Source organism: Streptomyces canus (genome assembly GCF_001514145.1).
In the GTDB taxonomy this organism is placed as follows: Bacteria; Actinomycetota; Actinomycetes; order Streptomycetales; family Streptomycetaceae; genus Streptomyces; species Streptomyces canus.
In genome coordinates this window covers 293,787-308,891 of sequence record NZ_KQ948670.1, presented here as the reverse complement: position 1 = coordinate 308,891, position 15,105 = coordinate 293,787, and the positions used below count along the sequence as shown (strand labels likewise).

Sequence of the window (15,105 nt, the reverse complement as noted above, 5' to 3'; positions counted from 1 at the left end):
CCTCACGCTGGGCGCCAACAAGGGCTGACCCAGCCCCACTTGCCCCTCCCCTACACCCCTCCCGGAGCACCACCAGTGAGTACCGCACGCCGTCTTCGCATTCCTGGAATCGCCTACGGAGGTGACTACAACCCCGAGCAGTGGCCCGAGGAGGTCTGGGCCGAGGACATGCGCCTGATGCGCGAGGCCGGGGTGACCATGGTCAGCGTCGGCATCTTCTCCTGGGCCCTGCTCGAACCGGCCGAGGGCGTCCACGACTTCGCCCGCATGGACAAGATCCTCGACCTGCTCCACGAGAACGGCATCGCCGCCGACCTGGCGACACCGACGGCAGCGCCGCCGGCCTGGTTCTTCCACAAGTACCCGGAAGCGCTGCCGGTCGACCGGGACGGCCGCGGACTGTCGTACGGCAGCCGCCAGACGTTCTGCCCGAGCAGTCCCGCCTACCGCCGAGCGGCGCTGCGTATCGCCGGGGCGCTCGCCGAGCGCTACGCGGACCACCCGGCCGTCGCCATGTGGCATGTGCACAACGAGTACGGCTGCCACAACGACGCCTGCTACTGCGACGCCAGCGCCGCCGCCTTCCGCACCTGGTTGCGCGCCCGCTACGGCGACGACCTGGACGCCCTCAACCACGCCTGGGGCACCACGTTCTGGAGCCAGTGGTACTACGCGTGGGACCAGATCCTGCCGCCCCGCACCACCGCGGCTCCCCCGAACCCCACCCACCAGCTCGACTGGCGCCGCTTCTGCTCCGACGAACTGCTCTCCCTGTGCACCGCCGAGCGCGAGGTACTGCGCCGGGCCGCTCCGGACACCCCCGCGACCACCAACTTCCTGGTCCTGCGCACCATCGACGCCCTCGACTACTGGCGCTGGGCGCCGGAGCTGGACATCCTCTCCAACGACCACTACCTGCTGTCCGACGACCCGGAGGCCGAGGTCGACATCGCCCTCCACGGCGACCTGATGCGCTCGCTCGCGGGCGGTCCGTGGTTCCTCATGGAGCACTCGACCGGCGCCGTCAACTGGCAGCCCGTCAACCGCGCCAAGCGGCCCGGAGAGATGCGCCGCAACGCGCTCGCGCACGTGGCGCACGGTGCCGACGGCATCGCGTTCTTCCAGTGGCGGGCGGCGAAGGCAGGCGCCGAGCAGTGGCACTCGGCGATGCTGCCGCACGCCGGCACCGACAGCCAGATCTGGCGGGACGTCGTCCAACTCGGCGCGGATCTGAGGGCGTTGGCCGAGGTGCGGGACTCCACCAGCACGGCTCAGGTGGCGATCGTGTGGGACTGGGACGCCCGCTGGGCACTGGAACTGCCCTCCCAGCCCAGCGGCGAACTGCGCTACCAGGACCTGGTACGCGACTGGTACACCCCCCTGTGGCAGGCCGGGGTCGCTGTTGACTTCGTACGCCCCGACGACCCCGAACTCGACCGCTACAAGCTGGTCTTGGCACCCTCTCTGTACCTGGTCGCGGAGGCAGCCGCGGCGAATCTGGCCGGGTTCACCGAGCGCGGGGGCACACTGGCCGTCGGCTTCCACAGCGGCATGGTCGACGAGAACACCCATGTGTACCTGGGCGGCTACCCCGGCGCGTTCCGCGACGTCCTCGGTGTGATCACCGATGAGCTCTTCCCTCTGCTGCCGGGCGAGACGACCGGTCTGACCGGCGACGTGGCGTCGGGCGCCACGGCCGACCTGTGGTCGGAACGCATCCGGCTCACCGGCGCACAGGCCGTCGCCTCCCACGCCGACGGCCCACTGGCCGGCCACCCAGCCGTCACCCGCCACCGGTACGGCGACGGCACCGCCTGGTACCTGGGCACCCACCCCGATCAGGACACGCTCACCGCTCTGCTCGACCGCATCCGTCAGGAGGCCGGCGTCACACCGGAACACGACGCACCCGCCGGGATCGAGGTCGTCCGACGCCGCGGCACGGAGGCCGACTACCTGTTCCTCATCGACCACACCGGCAAGGGCGCCGAAGTACCTGCCGAAGGCGTCGAACTCCTCACCGGCACACCGGTCGCCGGAACGGTCACCGTCCCACCGGGCGGCGTCGCCGTGGTCCGCGAGCCCCGCTGAGCGCCGGCGGGTCAGCCCAGGCCGTCGGCTCCCACGGTCGCGGCGGACTCGTCGAGCAGGGCGTCGGTGACGGGCTGTGGGCTCCCTTCGAGGTCGAGGACGGGGGTGGCCTCCTTGTACCAGGACTCGGTGACGGCGTTGCCCCAGAAGTCGCGGCGGCGGTCGTCGTTGACGTTCCAGCGGTATGTCTCGTGGTCGGGGTCGCCGGTGTAGTAGTCGGAGGTGTAGATCTCCACGCGGTGGCCGTCGGGGTCGCGCAGGTAGAGGTAGAAGGCGTTGGAGACGCCGTGCCGTCCCGGGCCGCGTTCGATGTGGTGTTCCTTGCGGATCGCGCCGAAGAGGTCCGCGGCGCGCGGGACTTGGTGTGATTCGTGGGTGGCGACGCCGAGGTGGTGCAGTCGGGGTCCGGCGCCGCCGGTGAAGGCGACGTCGTGGACGGTCTGTTTGCGGTACATCCAGGCCGCGTACAGCTCATGCTCGTCGCCCTCGATGGTCTCCGAGCAGCCGAAGCCGAGGGACTGGTAGTGGGCGTAGGCGGCGGGGATGTCGGGGGTGCAGATGTTGAAGTGGTCCAGGCGGGCGATCTCGGCGCCGTGGCGCAGGGCGTAGCGCTGGATGAGGCGCTCGGCACGCTCGATGTCGTGGAAGAACTCCACGGGGAGGCCCGAGCGGGTCGATGACGCGGACCGCGTCGCCGACACCGGGCGTGCCTTCGCCCTTCTTCAACTGCTTGACCGGGCAGCCGAGTTCGGCGAAGAACTTCTCCGCCTTGTCGACGCCCTCGGGAGTGCGGACCCGGTAGGCGAGGTGGTCGAGGGCGGCGAGGTCGCTCCTGCGCAGCCCTCTCGGAGCCGATGCTCCGCGGACCCACCTCCGCTCCGGCGAGCCTTCGCCAAGTCCCGGAGTGGACGGTGAGTGCTGACCGTTACCTCCGAGAGCGACAACCGCTGTCGGACCCTGCCGGCCCTGGGCCGACGCCCGCCCCAGCCGGCGCGGTGTGCCGACCCGTCGAATACAGCTGCCGGTCGCCGCACCCCTCACCGACTACGTCCTCGAAGCGGCCGTCGCCCTCACCGCCGGCACCCTCGTCGCGCCCACCGCGCAGATCGGCTCCGGCCTGGACACCACCGGTCCAACTCCCCCAAAAAAGCACCCACCCATCCGACCTCTGCTTCAACTTTCTTCCACGCGCTCAACATTGACACTCCCTCACGCCTCCACAATCATCAAGACATCCGATGATTGGGAGCCGCCATGAGTACGTATCCAAGACGTCATGTCCTCGGCGTCACGGCGGGTGTCGCTGCCTCAGCCGCTCTTTCCTTCGCCTCCCCGCCCGACGCCCACGCTGCTCAGGCGGTCGCAGAGCAGAGCCGGACATGGGCGCCCGTGCCCGCTCCGGTTCCCGTCCCCCTCGACAGCCTCTACGACAACGACGCCATCGACACCGCCTCCGCGCGAGGTGGTGACTTCGACGGCTCCGGCTACACGTTCCCGGGCGAGGAACTCCCGGCGGGCCAGGTGGAGGTGGACGGCGTTCCCTTCGTCTTCCCGTCCTCGGCCGCAGGCGCCAAGAACAACGTCGTCGCGCTCGGTCAGCGCATCGACCTGCCCAAGGGCCGCTACATGGCTGCCTACTTCCTCACCTCGGGGAGTTACGGCAACGCCTCGGGCAAGGCAACGGTGCACTACGTGGACGGTTCGACCACGACGGCCGGCCTCACCGGAGCCGACTGGTACGCGGCGGGCGGTTCGCTGTCGGCGCCGTACCGCTACGGTCCGGACGGCGCGAAGGACGAACACAGCGTCGGCATCGGCACATCGGAGGTATGGGTCGATCCGCAGCGCGAGGCGATCGCCATCACCTTGCCGACCACCCACGCACCCGAGGCGAACCAGACATCGCTGCACGTGTTCGCGCTCTCCCTCCAGCCGGTCGCCCAGGGACGCGCACTGATCCTGCGCGACGCCCACTCCACCAACTCGCTCCTGACGTCCACCGGCGCCCAGAGCGTCGAGGCCACTGTCGTCAACGCGGGTACCGCCGCCGTCCTCGCCGGTGACGACGTGTCGGTACACGTCACGGTGCCGGGCGCCCGGACCGTGGAGCCCGCCGCCGTCCGCCGCCTCGACCCCGGCGAGCAGGCACGCGTCCGCATCGGCATCCGCAACCGCACGGGGACGGCACCCGGCACCTCCCAGGACGGCGCGGTGACGGTCACCGGCCGCGGCACAACGGCCGCCACCCAGCGCAGCCGACTGTCCCTCGGCGTCGCCGACTACCAGCCGACCGAGACCTCCCTGTCCGGTCACCAGGCGCCGTACTGGTTCCACAGCGCCAAGTTCGGCATCTTCATCCACTGGGGCGTGTACTCGGTGCCCGCCTGGGCGCCGGTCGGCACGCAGTACGCCGAGTGGTACTGGGACCAGATGCAGGACCCGAACAACCCCACATACGCCCACCACCGGGACACCTACGGCGAGGACTTCGCCTACGACGACTTCATCCCGCTCTTCACGGCGGAGAAGTTCGACCCGCGATCCTGGGTCGAGCTGTTCCGCGACGCCGGTGCCCAGTACCACGTGCTGACCTCGAAGCACCACGAGGGCTTCGCCCTCTGGGACACCAAGGTCTCCGACCGCAACGCCGTGAAGACGGGCCCGAAGCGGGACCTGCTCAAGGAGCTGTTCGAGGCGTCCCGGCGCTACACGCCCGAGCTCCACCGCGGCCTCTACTTCTCGATGCCCGAGTGGTTCAACCCGGACAACCCCTGGATGGGCCACGCCCCGCGCAACCCGTACACCCTCGAACCCGTGCCGTACACCGGATACAGCGCGGGCAAGGACTTCGTGAAGGACTATCAGGCCCCGCAGATGCTGGAGCTGATCCACGGTTACGACCCGGAGCTCATCTGGTGCGACATCGGCGGGGCCAACGACAGCGTGCACGTGCTCGCCGAGTACTTCAACCACGCCAAGAACCGGTCCCGTCCCATCGACGTCACCGTCAACAACCGCTCGGGCATCTCCTTCCACGACTTCACGACGCCCGAGTACACGACGTACGACAACACCGTGATCGCCAAGTGGGAGTCCAGCCGCGGCCTGGACCCGTTCAGCTACGGCTACAACCAGGCCACCCCCGACGCTTCCTACATGACGACGGAACAGGTCGTGCAGAGCCTGGTGGACATCGTCTCCAAGAACGGCAACTTCCTGCTCGACATCGGCCCACGCGCCGACGGCACCATCCCGGAGATCATGCAGACGCGACTGCGTGAGACGGGTCAGTGGCTGCGCACGAACGGCGAGGCCATCTACGACACGACGTACTGGTCGAAGATGGCGGAACTGGGTGACGACATCCGCTTCACCGTCCGCCCGAACCGAGCCTTCTACATCCACTCCCTGGCACAACCGGGCTCACGGCTCACCGTTGAGGCGCCGGTCCCGATCCGCACCGGTGACACGGTGACGATGCTGGGCCACGACCGTCCACTGACCTGGACCCTCAGCAAGGGCGCGCTGGTGATCGACGTCCCCGCGGCGGCCCGTAAGGCCGGGCAGCACGTCTGGGTCTTCAAGGTGAAGTGGAACTCCTGACCGACGACGCCGAAGCGGCAGCCGCCACTTCGCTCACGTGACGTTCCACGCCGGCTCCGCAGGGATTCGCGTCCTGCGCGGAGCCCGGCCTGGTCGTCCCCTCGGCCCTGCTCCCAGGGCGGCGGCGCAGCCCTGGGGCCGATGACGATGACGTTGCGTCTGTCCGCAGCGGTGCTTACGCCAGTGGCTGCGGCGCGATCTCCTTGAGCAGCCCCTCAACGAGCACCTTGATCTCGTCCCGGATCGGGCGGACGGCCTCGACGCCCTGCCCGGCCGGGTCCTCCAGCTGCCAGTCCAGGTACCGCTTGCCGGGAAAGACCGGGCAGGTGTCGCCGCAGCCCATGGTGATGCAGACGTCCGACTCCTTCACCGCGTCGACCGTGAGCATCTTCGGGACCTCGGCGGAGATGTCGATGCCGACCTCGGCCATGGCCTCGACGGCGGCCGGGTTGACGCCGGCGCCCGGGTTGGAACCGGCAGAGCGGACCTCGACGCGGTCCCCGGCCAGGTGGGTCAGCCACGCCGCGGCCATCTGGGAACGGCCGGCGTTGTGGACGCAGACGAACAGCACGGACGGCTTGTCGGACATCAGGAGGTCTCTCTTGTTCTCGCGCCTGGCAGGCGACAGAGGGGCAGGGACACATCAGCGCCCGATGGTGTCAGTCACCACTGATGTGAGAGTATCAGCGCATGCTGACGTCAGTCGACACTGATCTGTTGCGGGTCCTGGCGGACCCGCTCCGCCTCCGGATCGTCACCCTGCTCGCCGAGGAGACGCTCTGCAGCACGCACCTGATCGAGGAGACGGGGGCCAGACAGACCAACCTCTCCAACCATCTGAAGGTGCTGCGCGACGCCGGGGTCGTGGAGACAGAGCCGTGCGGCCGGTTCACCTACTACCGGCTCAAGCCCGACGTCATCGCCACCCTCGCCGGTCAGTTCGCCGACCTCGCGGAGACCGCCCGCGCCACCGCCGAGAACAACGTCAAGCGGTCCTGCCCCTGATCCCGCCGCGCCGGCGACCTGCACCAAGGAGTCCTGTTGACCGCCACCGAGGCCGCCGAGCACGACAGAACCGGGGAGTCCGCCACAGCCCCCGGCGTCGAGCCGCAGCCCGCGCCGGGAGCCACCCCGCCGCGTAACCCCCTTGTCGCCCGCGCCATCGCCGAACTCATAGGCACAGCACTGCTGGTGGCGGTCGTTGTCGGCTCCGGCATCCAGGCCACCGAACTGACCAAGGACGTCGGCCTGCAACTGCTGGCCAACTCCACGGCCACTGTCTTCGGCCTCGGCATCCTGATCCTTCTCCTCGGTCCGGTCTCCGGCGCGCACTTCAACCCGGTCGTCACCTTGGCCGAGTGCTGGACGGCGCGACGCGGGGGCACCGGGGTCACCCTGCGCGAGGCCGCGGCATACGTACCCGCGCAGATCGTCGGCGCGATCGCGGGCGCCATCCTGGCGGACGCGATGTTCGGCAAACCGCTGGTGGAGTGGTCCACGCACGACCGGTCGACGGGACACGTGCTGCTGGGCGAGGTGGTCGCCACAGCCGGCCTGATCCTGCTCATCTTCGGCCTGGCCCGCACCGACCAACTGCGGTATGCGCCCGTGGCCGTCGCCTCCTACATCGGCGCCGCCTACTGGTTCACCTCCTCGACCTCCTTCGCCAACCCGGCGGTGACCATCGGCCGCGCCTTCACCGACACCTTCGCGGGCATCGCGCCAGGTTCACTCCTGGGCTTCATCGGCATGCAATTCGTGGGTGGTGCGGTCGGGCTGGCGCTGGTGGCCGTCATCTTCATGCGCGGACGATCGGCCGAGTGACCACGGGGACGCCGGTGGTGGTGATCCGCGGCGGCCAGGCCGGGCTCACGGCCGGCTACCACCTGCTCCGCCTCGGTCCCGACTTCGTCGTTGGCCGCCTCGGCGACGTGGCGGTCGTCGTGGTCAACCTGACCTACCGTCCGGCGGCCTGCTCACCACCCAGGTCCAGCGACGGTCCGTGAACAGTGCTTGGTCAGGCCACAGCCGACGCGTTGGTCAGCAGCTGCCCCATCGCGGCCAGCACGGACGGCTCGACCCGGTAGTAGACCCAGGTCCCGCGCCTCTCGGAGGTGAGCAGCCCGGCCTCCTTGAGCTTCTTCAGGTGGTGGGAGACGGTCGGCTGGGAGACGCCGACATCAGAGATGTCGCAGACGCACGCCTCGCCGCCCTCGTGTGAGGCGACCGCGGAGAACAGCCGCAACCGCACCGGGTCGCCGAGCGCCTTGAACATCCGCGCGGCCACCTCGGCCTCCTCCGCGCTGAACGGTCGCTCGGTCAGCGGCGGGCAGCACGGCGCCACGGCCTGGCCATCAGCGGGCTCGATCAGCGGCAGCACCTTGGCATTCGACATACGTCTATGTTGACACACATCGAACCAAGCGGGTGAGGGCCGGGCATGGTCAGCCTCGGGCATGGACCCACGGATTCGATAAATGTCTATGTTGACGCTCATCGAATCAGGTGCCATGCTGGCCGCACAAGCCATCGATGAACGTCGAAACACCGAGGAGTCGACCGTGAACGCGCCTGCCACCACCGAGCTGCCCGTCGTCGTGGTCGGGGCCGGTCCCGCCGGACTCGCTGCCGCCGCCCACCTGGTCGACCGCGGCATCACCCCGCTGGTCCTGGAGGCCGGCCCGGTCGCCGCAGCGGCGGTGCGCGAGTGGGCGCACGTGCGGCTGTTCTCCACCTGGGGCGAGGTCATCGACCCCGCCGCCGAGAAGCTGTTGGCCCCCACCGGCTGGGTGAAGCCGGACGCTGCCACCTATCCCTCGGGCGGGGACTGGGCCGAGCAGTACCTCCAGCCGCTCGCCGACGTCCTCGGCGATCAGGTTCGCTTCGGTGCCACCGTCACCGGCGTCTCCCGCGCGGGCCGGGACCGGATCGTGGACGCCGACCGCGATGCCCAGCCGTTCGTCGTCCACGTCGCCCATGCGGACGGCCGTGAGGAGCGGCTGTTCGCCCGCGCGGTGATCGACGCCTCCGGCACCTGGACCAGCCCCGGCCCGGCCGGCGCCAGCGGCCTACCGGCCCTCGGTGAGAAGACCGCGTCCGACCGGATCACCTACCGCGTGCCGGACCTCGAGGACCCGGCCGTCCGCGCCCGTTACGCGGGCAAGCACACCGCGGTCATCGGCTCCGGCGCCTCCGCCTTCACCGCCCTCGCGTACCTCGCCGACCTCGCCACGTCCGACGACGGCACCGGCACGAAGGCCGTGTGGATCCTGCGCCGCGGCATCTCCGGCTCCACGTTCGGCGGTGGCGAAGCCGATCAGTTGCCCGCCCGCGGCGCCCTCGGCCTCGCGGCGAAGGCGGCCGTCGACAACGGCTACGCGGATGCGGTCACCGGCTTCCGCACCGACGCCATCGAGCGCGACGCCGACGGCCGCCTGGTGCTCGTCGGCGAGGACGGTCGCCGCCTGAACCCGGTCGACGAGGTCATCGTCCTCACCGGCCTCCGCCCCGACCTCTCCTTCCTTTCCGAGGTGCGCCTCGGCCTCGATGACCGCCTGCAGGCCCCGACCGCGCTGGCCCCGCTCATCGACCCCAACCAGCACTCGTGCGGCACCGTCTACCCGCACGGCGTCAACGAGCTCTCCCACCCGGAGAAGGACGTCTACCTGGTGGGCATGAAGTCCTACGGCCGCGCCCCTACGTTCCTCGCAATGACCGGCTACGAGCAGGTCCGCTCCATCGCCGCCGCCCTCGCCGGAGACCAAGAGGCCGCCGAACGCGTCGAGCTGACCCTCCCGGAGACCGGCGTCTGCGGCGGAGCGGGCCTCTTCGACGCCCCCGAGACCGCACAGGACGGTGAAGGCGGCGGCTGCTGCGCGGCCCCCGCCACCCTCCAGATCGGCACCGGCGCCCCGGCCTCCTCCGGCGGCTGCTGAACTCCCCGTCCGGGCAAGGACGTTCACCGCGCCCCGCGGACTCCTCCACCTACTGCTAGGCCCTCCACGGGCCCGGCCGGCCCCAGAGCGTCCGCAGACGGTGACCCTGCCCGGCCCAGGACCTTGAAGCATTCCTCTTCGCCGCCGACCGCAGGGCTGAAGCACGCTTGCACAGGCGTTCCGGGGCCGGCCACGCTCATGAGGGTGTGGACGTAGGTGTCCGCCTCCCTGCGGGTGGTGACCTGAGCGCTGTGGAGGGAACCGTGCCGGCCCCCCACCCGCATCTCGACACGGTCCTTCACGACGGCGCCCCACATCCGGGCCCAACTCGTCCCGCACTCCTGGCTGTAGCGGATCTGGACAAAGGCACCGGTGGCGGTCTCGTGTTCGGCCAGGGTCAGCGGCTCGGCAGCGCATCGCGTCGCAATCGGGTCCTTGTCCTGACAGGCCGTGTGCCGACAGAGCGGCCCGGTGGCGGCGGCGGGCGTGGGCGACGGTGGCACCTCCTCGCGGTGCGTGGGAGGAAGGTGGGTGAGGACGAGCGCCCCGAGGGCGACGGCACAGATCGACACGAGGGCGGTGACGATGTTCACGCGGCGGTGGCCGGTTCGGCTGGTGCGCATGTGGTCGGCGTCGCTCGGAGCCGTCCCGCCGGTGGCGGTGTCGGGTGGGACAGTGGCGAAACCCGGGTGCGGTGTGTCCGTTCCGATGTCCGTGCGCTGTCGAACCGGTGCCCCCCGTGTCGGCCCGGTGTCCTCCGTCCGGTCCGTGCGGGCGATGTCCAGAAGTGCCAGCGGATGGTCGGCGGGTTCGCCGGCGAGACGGCACAGCTCTTTGACCGCGCTGCGCGGTGGCAGACCCTTGCCGTTGAGGTAGCGCTCCCAGGACGACTTGCTGTAGGTGGTCGCGTTCGCGAGCTGCGCGAGACTCAGTCCGGTGCGCTGCCGCAACCGCTGGAGTACGGCGGCCAGTCGCGCGCCCGGTGGTGAGGGTGCGCCGATTGTCATCCGCGCAACGCCTTCCACGAGCGCGGCCCCAGCATGCCGTCGACGGTGAGGCCCGCGCGCTCCTGGAACGTCTTGACCGCCCGCAGCGTCAGCGGGCCGAACATGCCGTCGATCCCGCCGGGTGAGATGCCTGCCCGGCGCAGCAGGCACTGCGCCTCGGCGACGTCGGCGCCGGTGGCGCCGTAGACGATCTCGGTGTCGCGGCCCTTGTTGATGCCCGCCGACCAGCGGCCGTCGAGCCGTGAGATGCGGCATGTGTAGGAAGGCGGCGGGGAGGTCACAGTCGCGCGGGGCGAAGCGGTGACGGCTGCCCGGCCGGCTTCGTCGTCAAGACGCACCATGAGCAGCAGCGCCGCCGAAAGGGCTACGACCAGGGCGGCGATGCCTGCTGTGAGAGCGAGGTGCGGGAAGCGACCGGGGGCCGGTCCGGTGGCACGGGGTGGCATGCGTGCGGTCGCTGCGGCCGGTGGTCCGGGATGCGGGGTCGTCGTACTGGTCGATTGCTCCCCTTCCCGCTCGCGCTGCTCGTTCTGCCGCTGTGCGGCAGGCCTCGCGCGGCGGTCGTCCCGGGAGTCGATGGCGATCTCGTGCAGCGCGAGCAGGGGGACGGGGTCGGTGCCGGTGATCCCGGCCAGTGCCTCCACCGCCTCCCGCGGGGGCAGCGACGTGCCTCCCAGGTAGCGCTCCCACGACTTGGCGCTGTAGCCGGTCTTGACCGCGAGCTGTCGCATCGTCAGCTCGCTGTGGTCCTTCAGCAGGCGTAAGCGAGCCACCAACTGCCGTGCGCTGGGGTCCAGTTCCGCGGGCAGCGTCCTGGAGCGCGGCATGTTTCCCCCAAAGCGGTCATCAGCATGGTCGTGTGCGTGAACAGCGGCCCCCTCCGCTCCTGCGCATTCTGCATGAGCACGCCACATCTGTCACAGCTGTCCCACATCACCGTCCCAGCATGCGCTGTCGCAGCAGGTCAGCGGGGTGGTCGTCCCGTAAGACCGCCACTTGGGCCGCAGCCGTGGCCGCCGTGCCCGAGCGCCAGGCACCTTGGTCCCGCCACCTGGCCCGCTCGGCGTGCCAGGTGACCACCCCACAAACGAAAGAGGAACACATGCGACCGAACGCTCTGGGCAGGACCATCGCCGGTGTCATCGCCGTCGTCGGACTCGCCGCCGGCAGTGTGGCGACCGCGGGCACCAGCTTCGCGGCGACCACGAGCACCGCGCAGACGACGGCGGTCACCCAGCCCGCCGCCGTGGCCGCGACGCAGAACTTCGGTCTGACCGCGGCCGAGGCCAAGAACGTCCAGGACTTCCTCGCGGACCACTGGGGCTACACGGGCGCCATCGACGGCCAGCTGGGCACCAACAGCTGGAAGGCCTTCCAGCGCTGCCTCGCCACGTACTGGGGCTACACGGATGACATCGACGGCGACCCGGGCCCCAACACCATCAAGGCGCTGCAGCGTCTGCTGAAGGACTCCTACGGCTACACGGGCGCCATCGACGGCATCGCTGGTTCGGGCACTCGGGCGGCGTTCAAGCGATTCGCCGCCTGACCGGTACGACCCGCCCGACCGCTACGACCTGCCCGTCCGGGCCGATCGTCGAGTGACCGGCCGCGGCCCGTCCTTGCCCCGCAAGGACGGGCCGCGGATGCGCGTGCCCGCTCCCCCGTCCGAGCCGGTTCCGAACCCCTGGGAACAGCGACGGCCGAGCGTCCCGGTTCCTCGGCGTCCCTCCCTCCCACGCCCCACGCTCGTCTCGAGAAGGAGAACCGCGCCGCCATGGGAAGACCCGCATTCCTCGTTCACACCGAAGACGAAAACCCACCGCATCGGGCCCCGCACCGCACCCGGCCGGGCTGGCGGATCCGCGTCGGAACCTTCGCCGCCACGGCGGCCATGGTCTCGGCCGGCATCGTGCTCGGCGCCGGCCCCGCCTCCGCGGCTCCCGCCCCGATCAAGCTGACCTCCGCGTCCTGCCCCAACGAGATAGTGCAGGGCCAGGCGAGCGGCTGTGTCACCGAGTTGCAGAACCTGCTCAACGCGCACGGCGCCGGTCTGGTGGTGGACGGTCAGTTCGGGTCGGCCACGCTCTACGCGGTCCGTGAGTACCAGGCCGCCACCGCGATCGCGGTGGACGGGCGGGTGGGCCCCACGACCAAGAGCAAGCTGTACGCGACCGGCGGCTCGGCGCCCGCCCCCGTCAACCTCAACTCCTCCTCGTGCCCCGCGAACATCGTGCAGGGCGCCAAGGGCGGTTGCGTCACCGAACTCCAGCGGCTGCTCATCCACCACGGATACGCGCTCGACGTGGACGGCGACTTCGGCGCAGGGACCGCGAGCGCCGTCCGCAGCTTCCAGTCCGCCCACGGTCTCACGGCCGACGGCCAGGTCGGCACCAACACCAAGCGCGCGCTGTACGACACCGACGAGTCACCGTCGACGGGCCTGGACCTGAGGTCGGCGTCCTGCCCGGAGAACATCGTGGAGGGGCAGAGCGGCGGTTGCGTCGCCACGCTCCAGTCCCTGCTGAACGGCAAGGGACAGAGCCTCGCGGTCGACGGCAGCTTCGGACCGCAGACCCTGGCAGCCGTGAAGGCGTTCCAGTCCGCGAGCGGCCTCACCGCCGACGGCCAGGTCGGCCCGAACACCAAGGCCGCCCTGTACTCCAACATCGGCGGTGGCGGCGGCAACGGCGCGCCCGCGCCGATCAACCTGAACTCCGCCTCCTGCCCGAACGAGGTCGTGCAGGGCCAGCGCAGCGGCTGTGTCACCGAGTTGCAGAGCCTGCTCAACCACCATGGTGCCGATCTCGCCGTCGACGGCGACTTCGGTCCGCTCACCGACAGCGCCGTCAGGGACTTCCAGGCCGAGAAGGGCCTCTCGGTCGACGGCCATGTGGGGCCGAACACGAAGGCCGCCCTGTACGGTGCGGTCACCCCACCGTCGTCGCCCCCGCCCGGCGGCGGATACGCCAAGATCCTCGACGTGGCGGCGGCCGAGGTGGGCACGGTCGAGGGCAGCGCCCGCGCGAACAGCTACGGCTCGTCCGTGGGACTGTCGCTGTCCACCAGCAACTACGCCTGGTGCGCGACCTTCGTGAGCTGGGTGGCCAAGCAGACCGGAGCCAGCTCCTACCGCAACTCCTACGTCTCGGGCTGGGTCAAGCAGGCGCGGGCCGGCAACTACCACCTGTCGGTGACCACCAACCCGCAGCCGGGTGACATCGTGGCCTTCGACTGGGACGGCGGAAGCGACTTCACCGGCGGCAACGAGCACATAGGTATCGTGCGCACGGTGTCCGGAGGGTCGTCCTTCACCACCGTCGAGGGCAACACGAGCAACCCCAACGGCGGCAGCGACGGCGTCTACGTCAAATCCCGTGCCACGAACAGCAGTTACGACGTGGTCTTCATCCGGGTCCGCTGAGCCGAACTGCCGGAGTCCTCGGCGGCCTTCCCAGGACTCCGGCACCGGGGGATATCAGCCGAGTTCCAGATCGGCACAGCGTGCAGCCTGCGCAAGGGCCAGGCATCCCAAAACCATGGTCACCGGGCGGCGTTGTGGGGAAAATGGCCGTCATGACGTACGAAGGCTCCTCCATCGACCCGTCCAAGCCCAGCATCGCCCGCGTGTACGACTATCTGCTGGGCGGCAAGGACAACTACGCCGTGGACAGAGAGATCGGCGACGTGTTCAAACGCGACCTTCCCGGCTCGGTGGCCATCGCCTTCGCCAACCGCACAGCCCTGACCCGCGCGGTCGGGGAGATCGTGAAAACCACCGGCATCCGGCAGTTCGTCGATCTGGGCAGTGGCCTGCCGACCGCCGACAACGTCCACCAGGTCGCGCAACGGCACGAACCCGAGGCACGGGTCGTCTACGTCGACATCGACCCTCAAGTCCTTGTCCACGGTAGGGCGCTGCTGGAGAAGGACGAGCGGACCCGGGTCGTCGCGGTGGATGTACGCAACCCCGAAGGCATCCGCACCCACCCCGACACCCTCGACTTGATCGACTTCACTCGTCCCGTCGCCGTCATCTTCAGCGCGATCCTCCACCACGTGAACGACGACGAGGACCCGGCCGGTATCGTCCGCTACTGGCGCGACAATGTGCCGTCCGGGAGCTACTTCTTCATCAGCCACTTCCGCTCCGGCAACAACCCGGAGACGCGGGAGGCCGAGAAGGTCCTCCAGCAGACGTTCGGCCGCGGCCGCTGGCGCACCGATGAGGAGATCGCCTCTCTCCTCGACGGTCTGGAGATCCTCGACCCGGGTATCGTCCCCGCTCCCCTCTGGCGCCCCGACCAGACCGACACCCCCTGGAACGACAGCGGGGAACGGCAACTCACGGTCTGGGAGCACCTCATCGCCGCCGCCCTCGCCCGCAAACCCTGACGATCCCGGTCGACGCCCTCGCTACGGCCCTGGTGGCGGACCACGAAACGGGCGCCTCGCCGCAAGGTCTCAGC

The 15,105-nt window shown here is 70.0% G+C and carries 14 protein-coding genes; 9 read left to right on the top strand and 5 right to left on the bottom strand.

Going from position 1 to position 15,105, the window contains the following annotated elements; translation table 11 throughout:
- Positions 1-75: 75 nt before the first annotated feature.
- A complete protein-coding gene (locus tag AQJ46_RS38300; protein ID WP_059209939.1) occupies positions 76-2,091 on the top strand; it encodes a beta-galactosidase in 2,016 nt (671 codons plus the stop codon).
- Between the two features lie 11 nt (positions 2,092-2,102).
- Here the strand turns inward: AQJ46_RS38300 and AQJ46_RS38295 are convergent, their stop codons facing one another.
- Positions 2,103-2,792, bottom strand: a complete 690-nt coding sequence (locus tag AQJ46_RS38295) for a VOC family protein (RefSeq protein ID WP_107117402.1) — start codon at positions 2,790-2,792, stop codon at positions 2,103-2,105.
- A gap of 553 nt (positions 2,793-3,345) precedes the next feature.
- Between AQJ46_RS38295 and AQJ46_RS38290 the strand changes: the two genes are divergently transcribed.
- Positions 3,346-5,694: an alpha-L-fucosidase gene (locus AQJ46_RS38290; RefSeq protein WP_059209938.1), complete on the top strand. Its 2,349-nt coding sequence runs from the start codon at positions 3,346-3,348 to the stop codon at positions 5,692-5,694.
- A gap of 175 nt (positions 5,695-5,869) precedes the next feature.
- Here the strand turns inward: AQJ46_RS38290 and AQJ46_RS38285 are convergent, their stop codons facing one another.
- Complete coding sequence (locus AQJ46_RS38285) at positions 5,870-6,283, bottom strand: arsenate reductase ArsC (protein ID WP_059209937.1); 414 nt, start codon at positions 6,281-6,283, stop codon at positions 5,870-5,872.
- Positions 6,284-6,384: 101 nt separating this feature from the next.
- Between AQJ46_RS38285 and AQJ46_RS38280 the strand changes: the two genes are divergently transcribed.
- The 3 genes from AQJ46_RS38280 to AQJ46_RS38270 are packed head-to-tail and all read left to right on the top strand — an operon-like array spanning position 6,385 to position 7,700.
- Positions 6,385-6,699, top strand: coding sequence for an ArsR/SmtB family transcription factor (locus tag AQJ46_RS38280; protein WP_057613523.1), 315 nt, complete (start codon positions 6,385-6,387; stop codon positions 6,697-6,699).
- Positions 6,700-6,735: 36 nt separating this feature from the next.
- On the top strand, positions 6,736-7,518 hold the full coding sequence (locus AQJ46_RS38275; RefSeq protein ID WP_059209936.1) for an aquaporin: 783 nt from the start codon (positions 6,736-6,738) through the stop codon (positions 7,516-7,518).
- A complete protein-coding gene (locus tag AQJ46_RS38270; protein ID WP_059209935.1) occupies positions 7,515-7,700 on the top strand; it encodes a hypothetical protein in 186 nt (61 codons plus the stop codon). The genes AQJ46_RS38275 and AQJ46_RS38270 overlap by 4 nt, the downstream gene beginning before the upstream one ends.
- Before the next feature lie 11 nt (positions 7,701-7,711).
- Here the strand turns inward: AQJ46_RS38270 and AQJ46_RS38265 are convergent, their stop codons facing one another.
- Complete coding sequence (locus AQJ46_RS38265) at positions 7,712-8,089, bottom strand: ArsR/SmtB family transcription factor (RefSeq protein WP_059209934.1); 378 nt, start codon at positions 8,087-8,089, stop codon at positions 7,712-7,714.
- Between the two features lie 166 nt (positions 8,090-8,255).
- Between AQJ46_RS38265 and AQJ46_RS38260 the strand changes: the two genes are divergently transcribed.
- Positions 8,256-9,629, top strand: a complete 1,374-nt coding sequence (locus AQJ46_RS38260; RefSeq protein ID WP_059209967.1) for an NAD(P)-binding domain-containing protein — start codon at positions 8,256-8,258, stop codon at positions 9,627-9,629.
- 23 nt (positions 9,630-9,652) lie between these two features.
- Here AQJ46_RS38260 and AQJ46_RS38255 read toward each other — a convergent pair whose 3' ends face one another.
- Both AQJ46_RS38255 and AQJ46_RS38250 read right to left on the bottom strand, forming a co-directional pair.
- The gene (locus AQJ46_RS38255) at positions 9,653-10,636 is read right to left on the bottom strand and encodes a helix-turn-helix domain-containing protein (RefSeq protein WP_063803882.1); all 984 of its coding nucleotides are present in this window, start codon (positions 10,634-10,636) and stop codon (positions 9,653-9,655) included.
- Positions 10,633-11,463, bottom strand: a complete 831-nt coding sequence (locus AQJ46_RS38250; protein ID WP_059209933.1) for a peptidoglycan-binding protein — start codon at positions 11,461-11,463, stop codon at positions 10,633-10,635. Before AQJ46_RS38250 ends, AQJ46_RS38255 begins: the two co-directional genes overlap by 4 nt.
- 275 nt (positions 11,464-11,738) lie before the next feature.
- Between AQJ46_RS38250 and AQJ46_RS38245 the strand changes: the two genes are divergently transcribed.
- The 3 genes from AQJ46_RS38245 (at position 11,739) to AQJ46_RS38235 (ending at position 15,031) form a co-directional block, all read left to right on the top strand.
- On the top strand, positions 11,739-12,185 hold the full coding sequence (locus AQJ46_RS38245) for a peptidoglycan-binding domain-containing protein (RefSeq protein WP_059209932.1): 447 nt from the start codon (positions 11,739-11,741) through the stop codon (positions 12,183-12,185).
- Positions 12,186-12,413: 228 nt separating this feature from the next.
- Positions 12,414-14,060 carry a peptidoglycan-binding protein gene (locus tag AQJ46_RS38240; protein WP_059209931.1) on the top strand — a complete coding sequence of 549 codons (1,647 nt, stop codon included), beginning with the start codon at positions 12,414-12,416 and terminating at the stop codon, positions 14,058-14,060.
- Between the two features lie 143 nt (positions 14,061-14,203).
- A complete protein-coding gene (locus AQJ46_RS38235) occupies positions 14,204-15,031 on the top strand; it encodes an SAM-dependent methyltransferase (protein WP_208617045.1) in 828 nt (275 codons plus the stop codon).
- Positions 15,032-15,105 lie beyond the last annotated feature (74 nt).

Excerpts from the sequence above, each read along its gene's own strand:
- AQJ46_RS38290 (WP_059209938.1), top strand. The coding sequence starts at position 3,346 with ATGAGTACGTATCCAAGACGTCATGTCCTCGGCGTCACGGCGGGTGTC.
- AQJ46_RS38285 (WP_059209937.1), bottom strand. The coding sequence starts at position 6,283 with ATGTCCGACAAGCCGTCCGTGCTGTTCGTCTGCGTCCACAACGCCGGC.
- AQJ46_RS38280 (WP_057613523.1), top strand. The coding sequence starts at position 6,385 with ATGCTGACGTCAGTCGACACTGATCTGTTGCGGGTCCTGGCGGACCCG.
- AQJ46_RS38265 (WP_059209934.1), bottom strand. The coding sequence starts at position 8,089 with ATGTCGAATGCCAAGGTGCTGCCGCTGATCGAGCCCGCTGATGGCCAG.
- AQJ46_RS38255 (WP_063803882.1), bottom strand. The coding sequence starts at position 10,636 with ATGACAATCGGCGCACCCTCACCACCGGGCGCGCGACTGGCCGCCGTA.
- AQJ46_RS38250 (WP_059209933.1), bottom strand. The coding sequence starts at position 11,463 with ATGCCGCGCTCCAGGACGCTGCCCGCGGAACTGGACCCCAGCGCACGG.
- AQJ46_RS38245 (WP_059209932.1), top strand. The coding sequence starts at position 11,739 with ATGCGACCGAACGCTCTGGGCAGGACCATCGCCGGTGTCATCGCCGTC.
- AQJ46_RS38240 (WP_059209931.1), top strand. The coding sequence starts at position 12,414 with ATGGGAAGACCCGCATTCCTCGTTCACACCGAAGACGAAAACCCACCG.
- AQJ46_RS38235 (WP_208617045.1), top strand. The coding sequence starts at position 14,204 with ATGGCCGTCATGACGTACGAAGGCTCCTCCATCGACCCGTCCAAGCCC.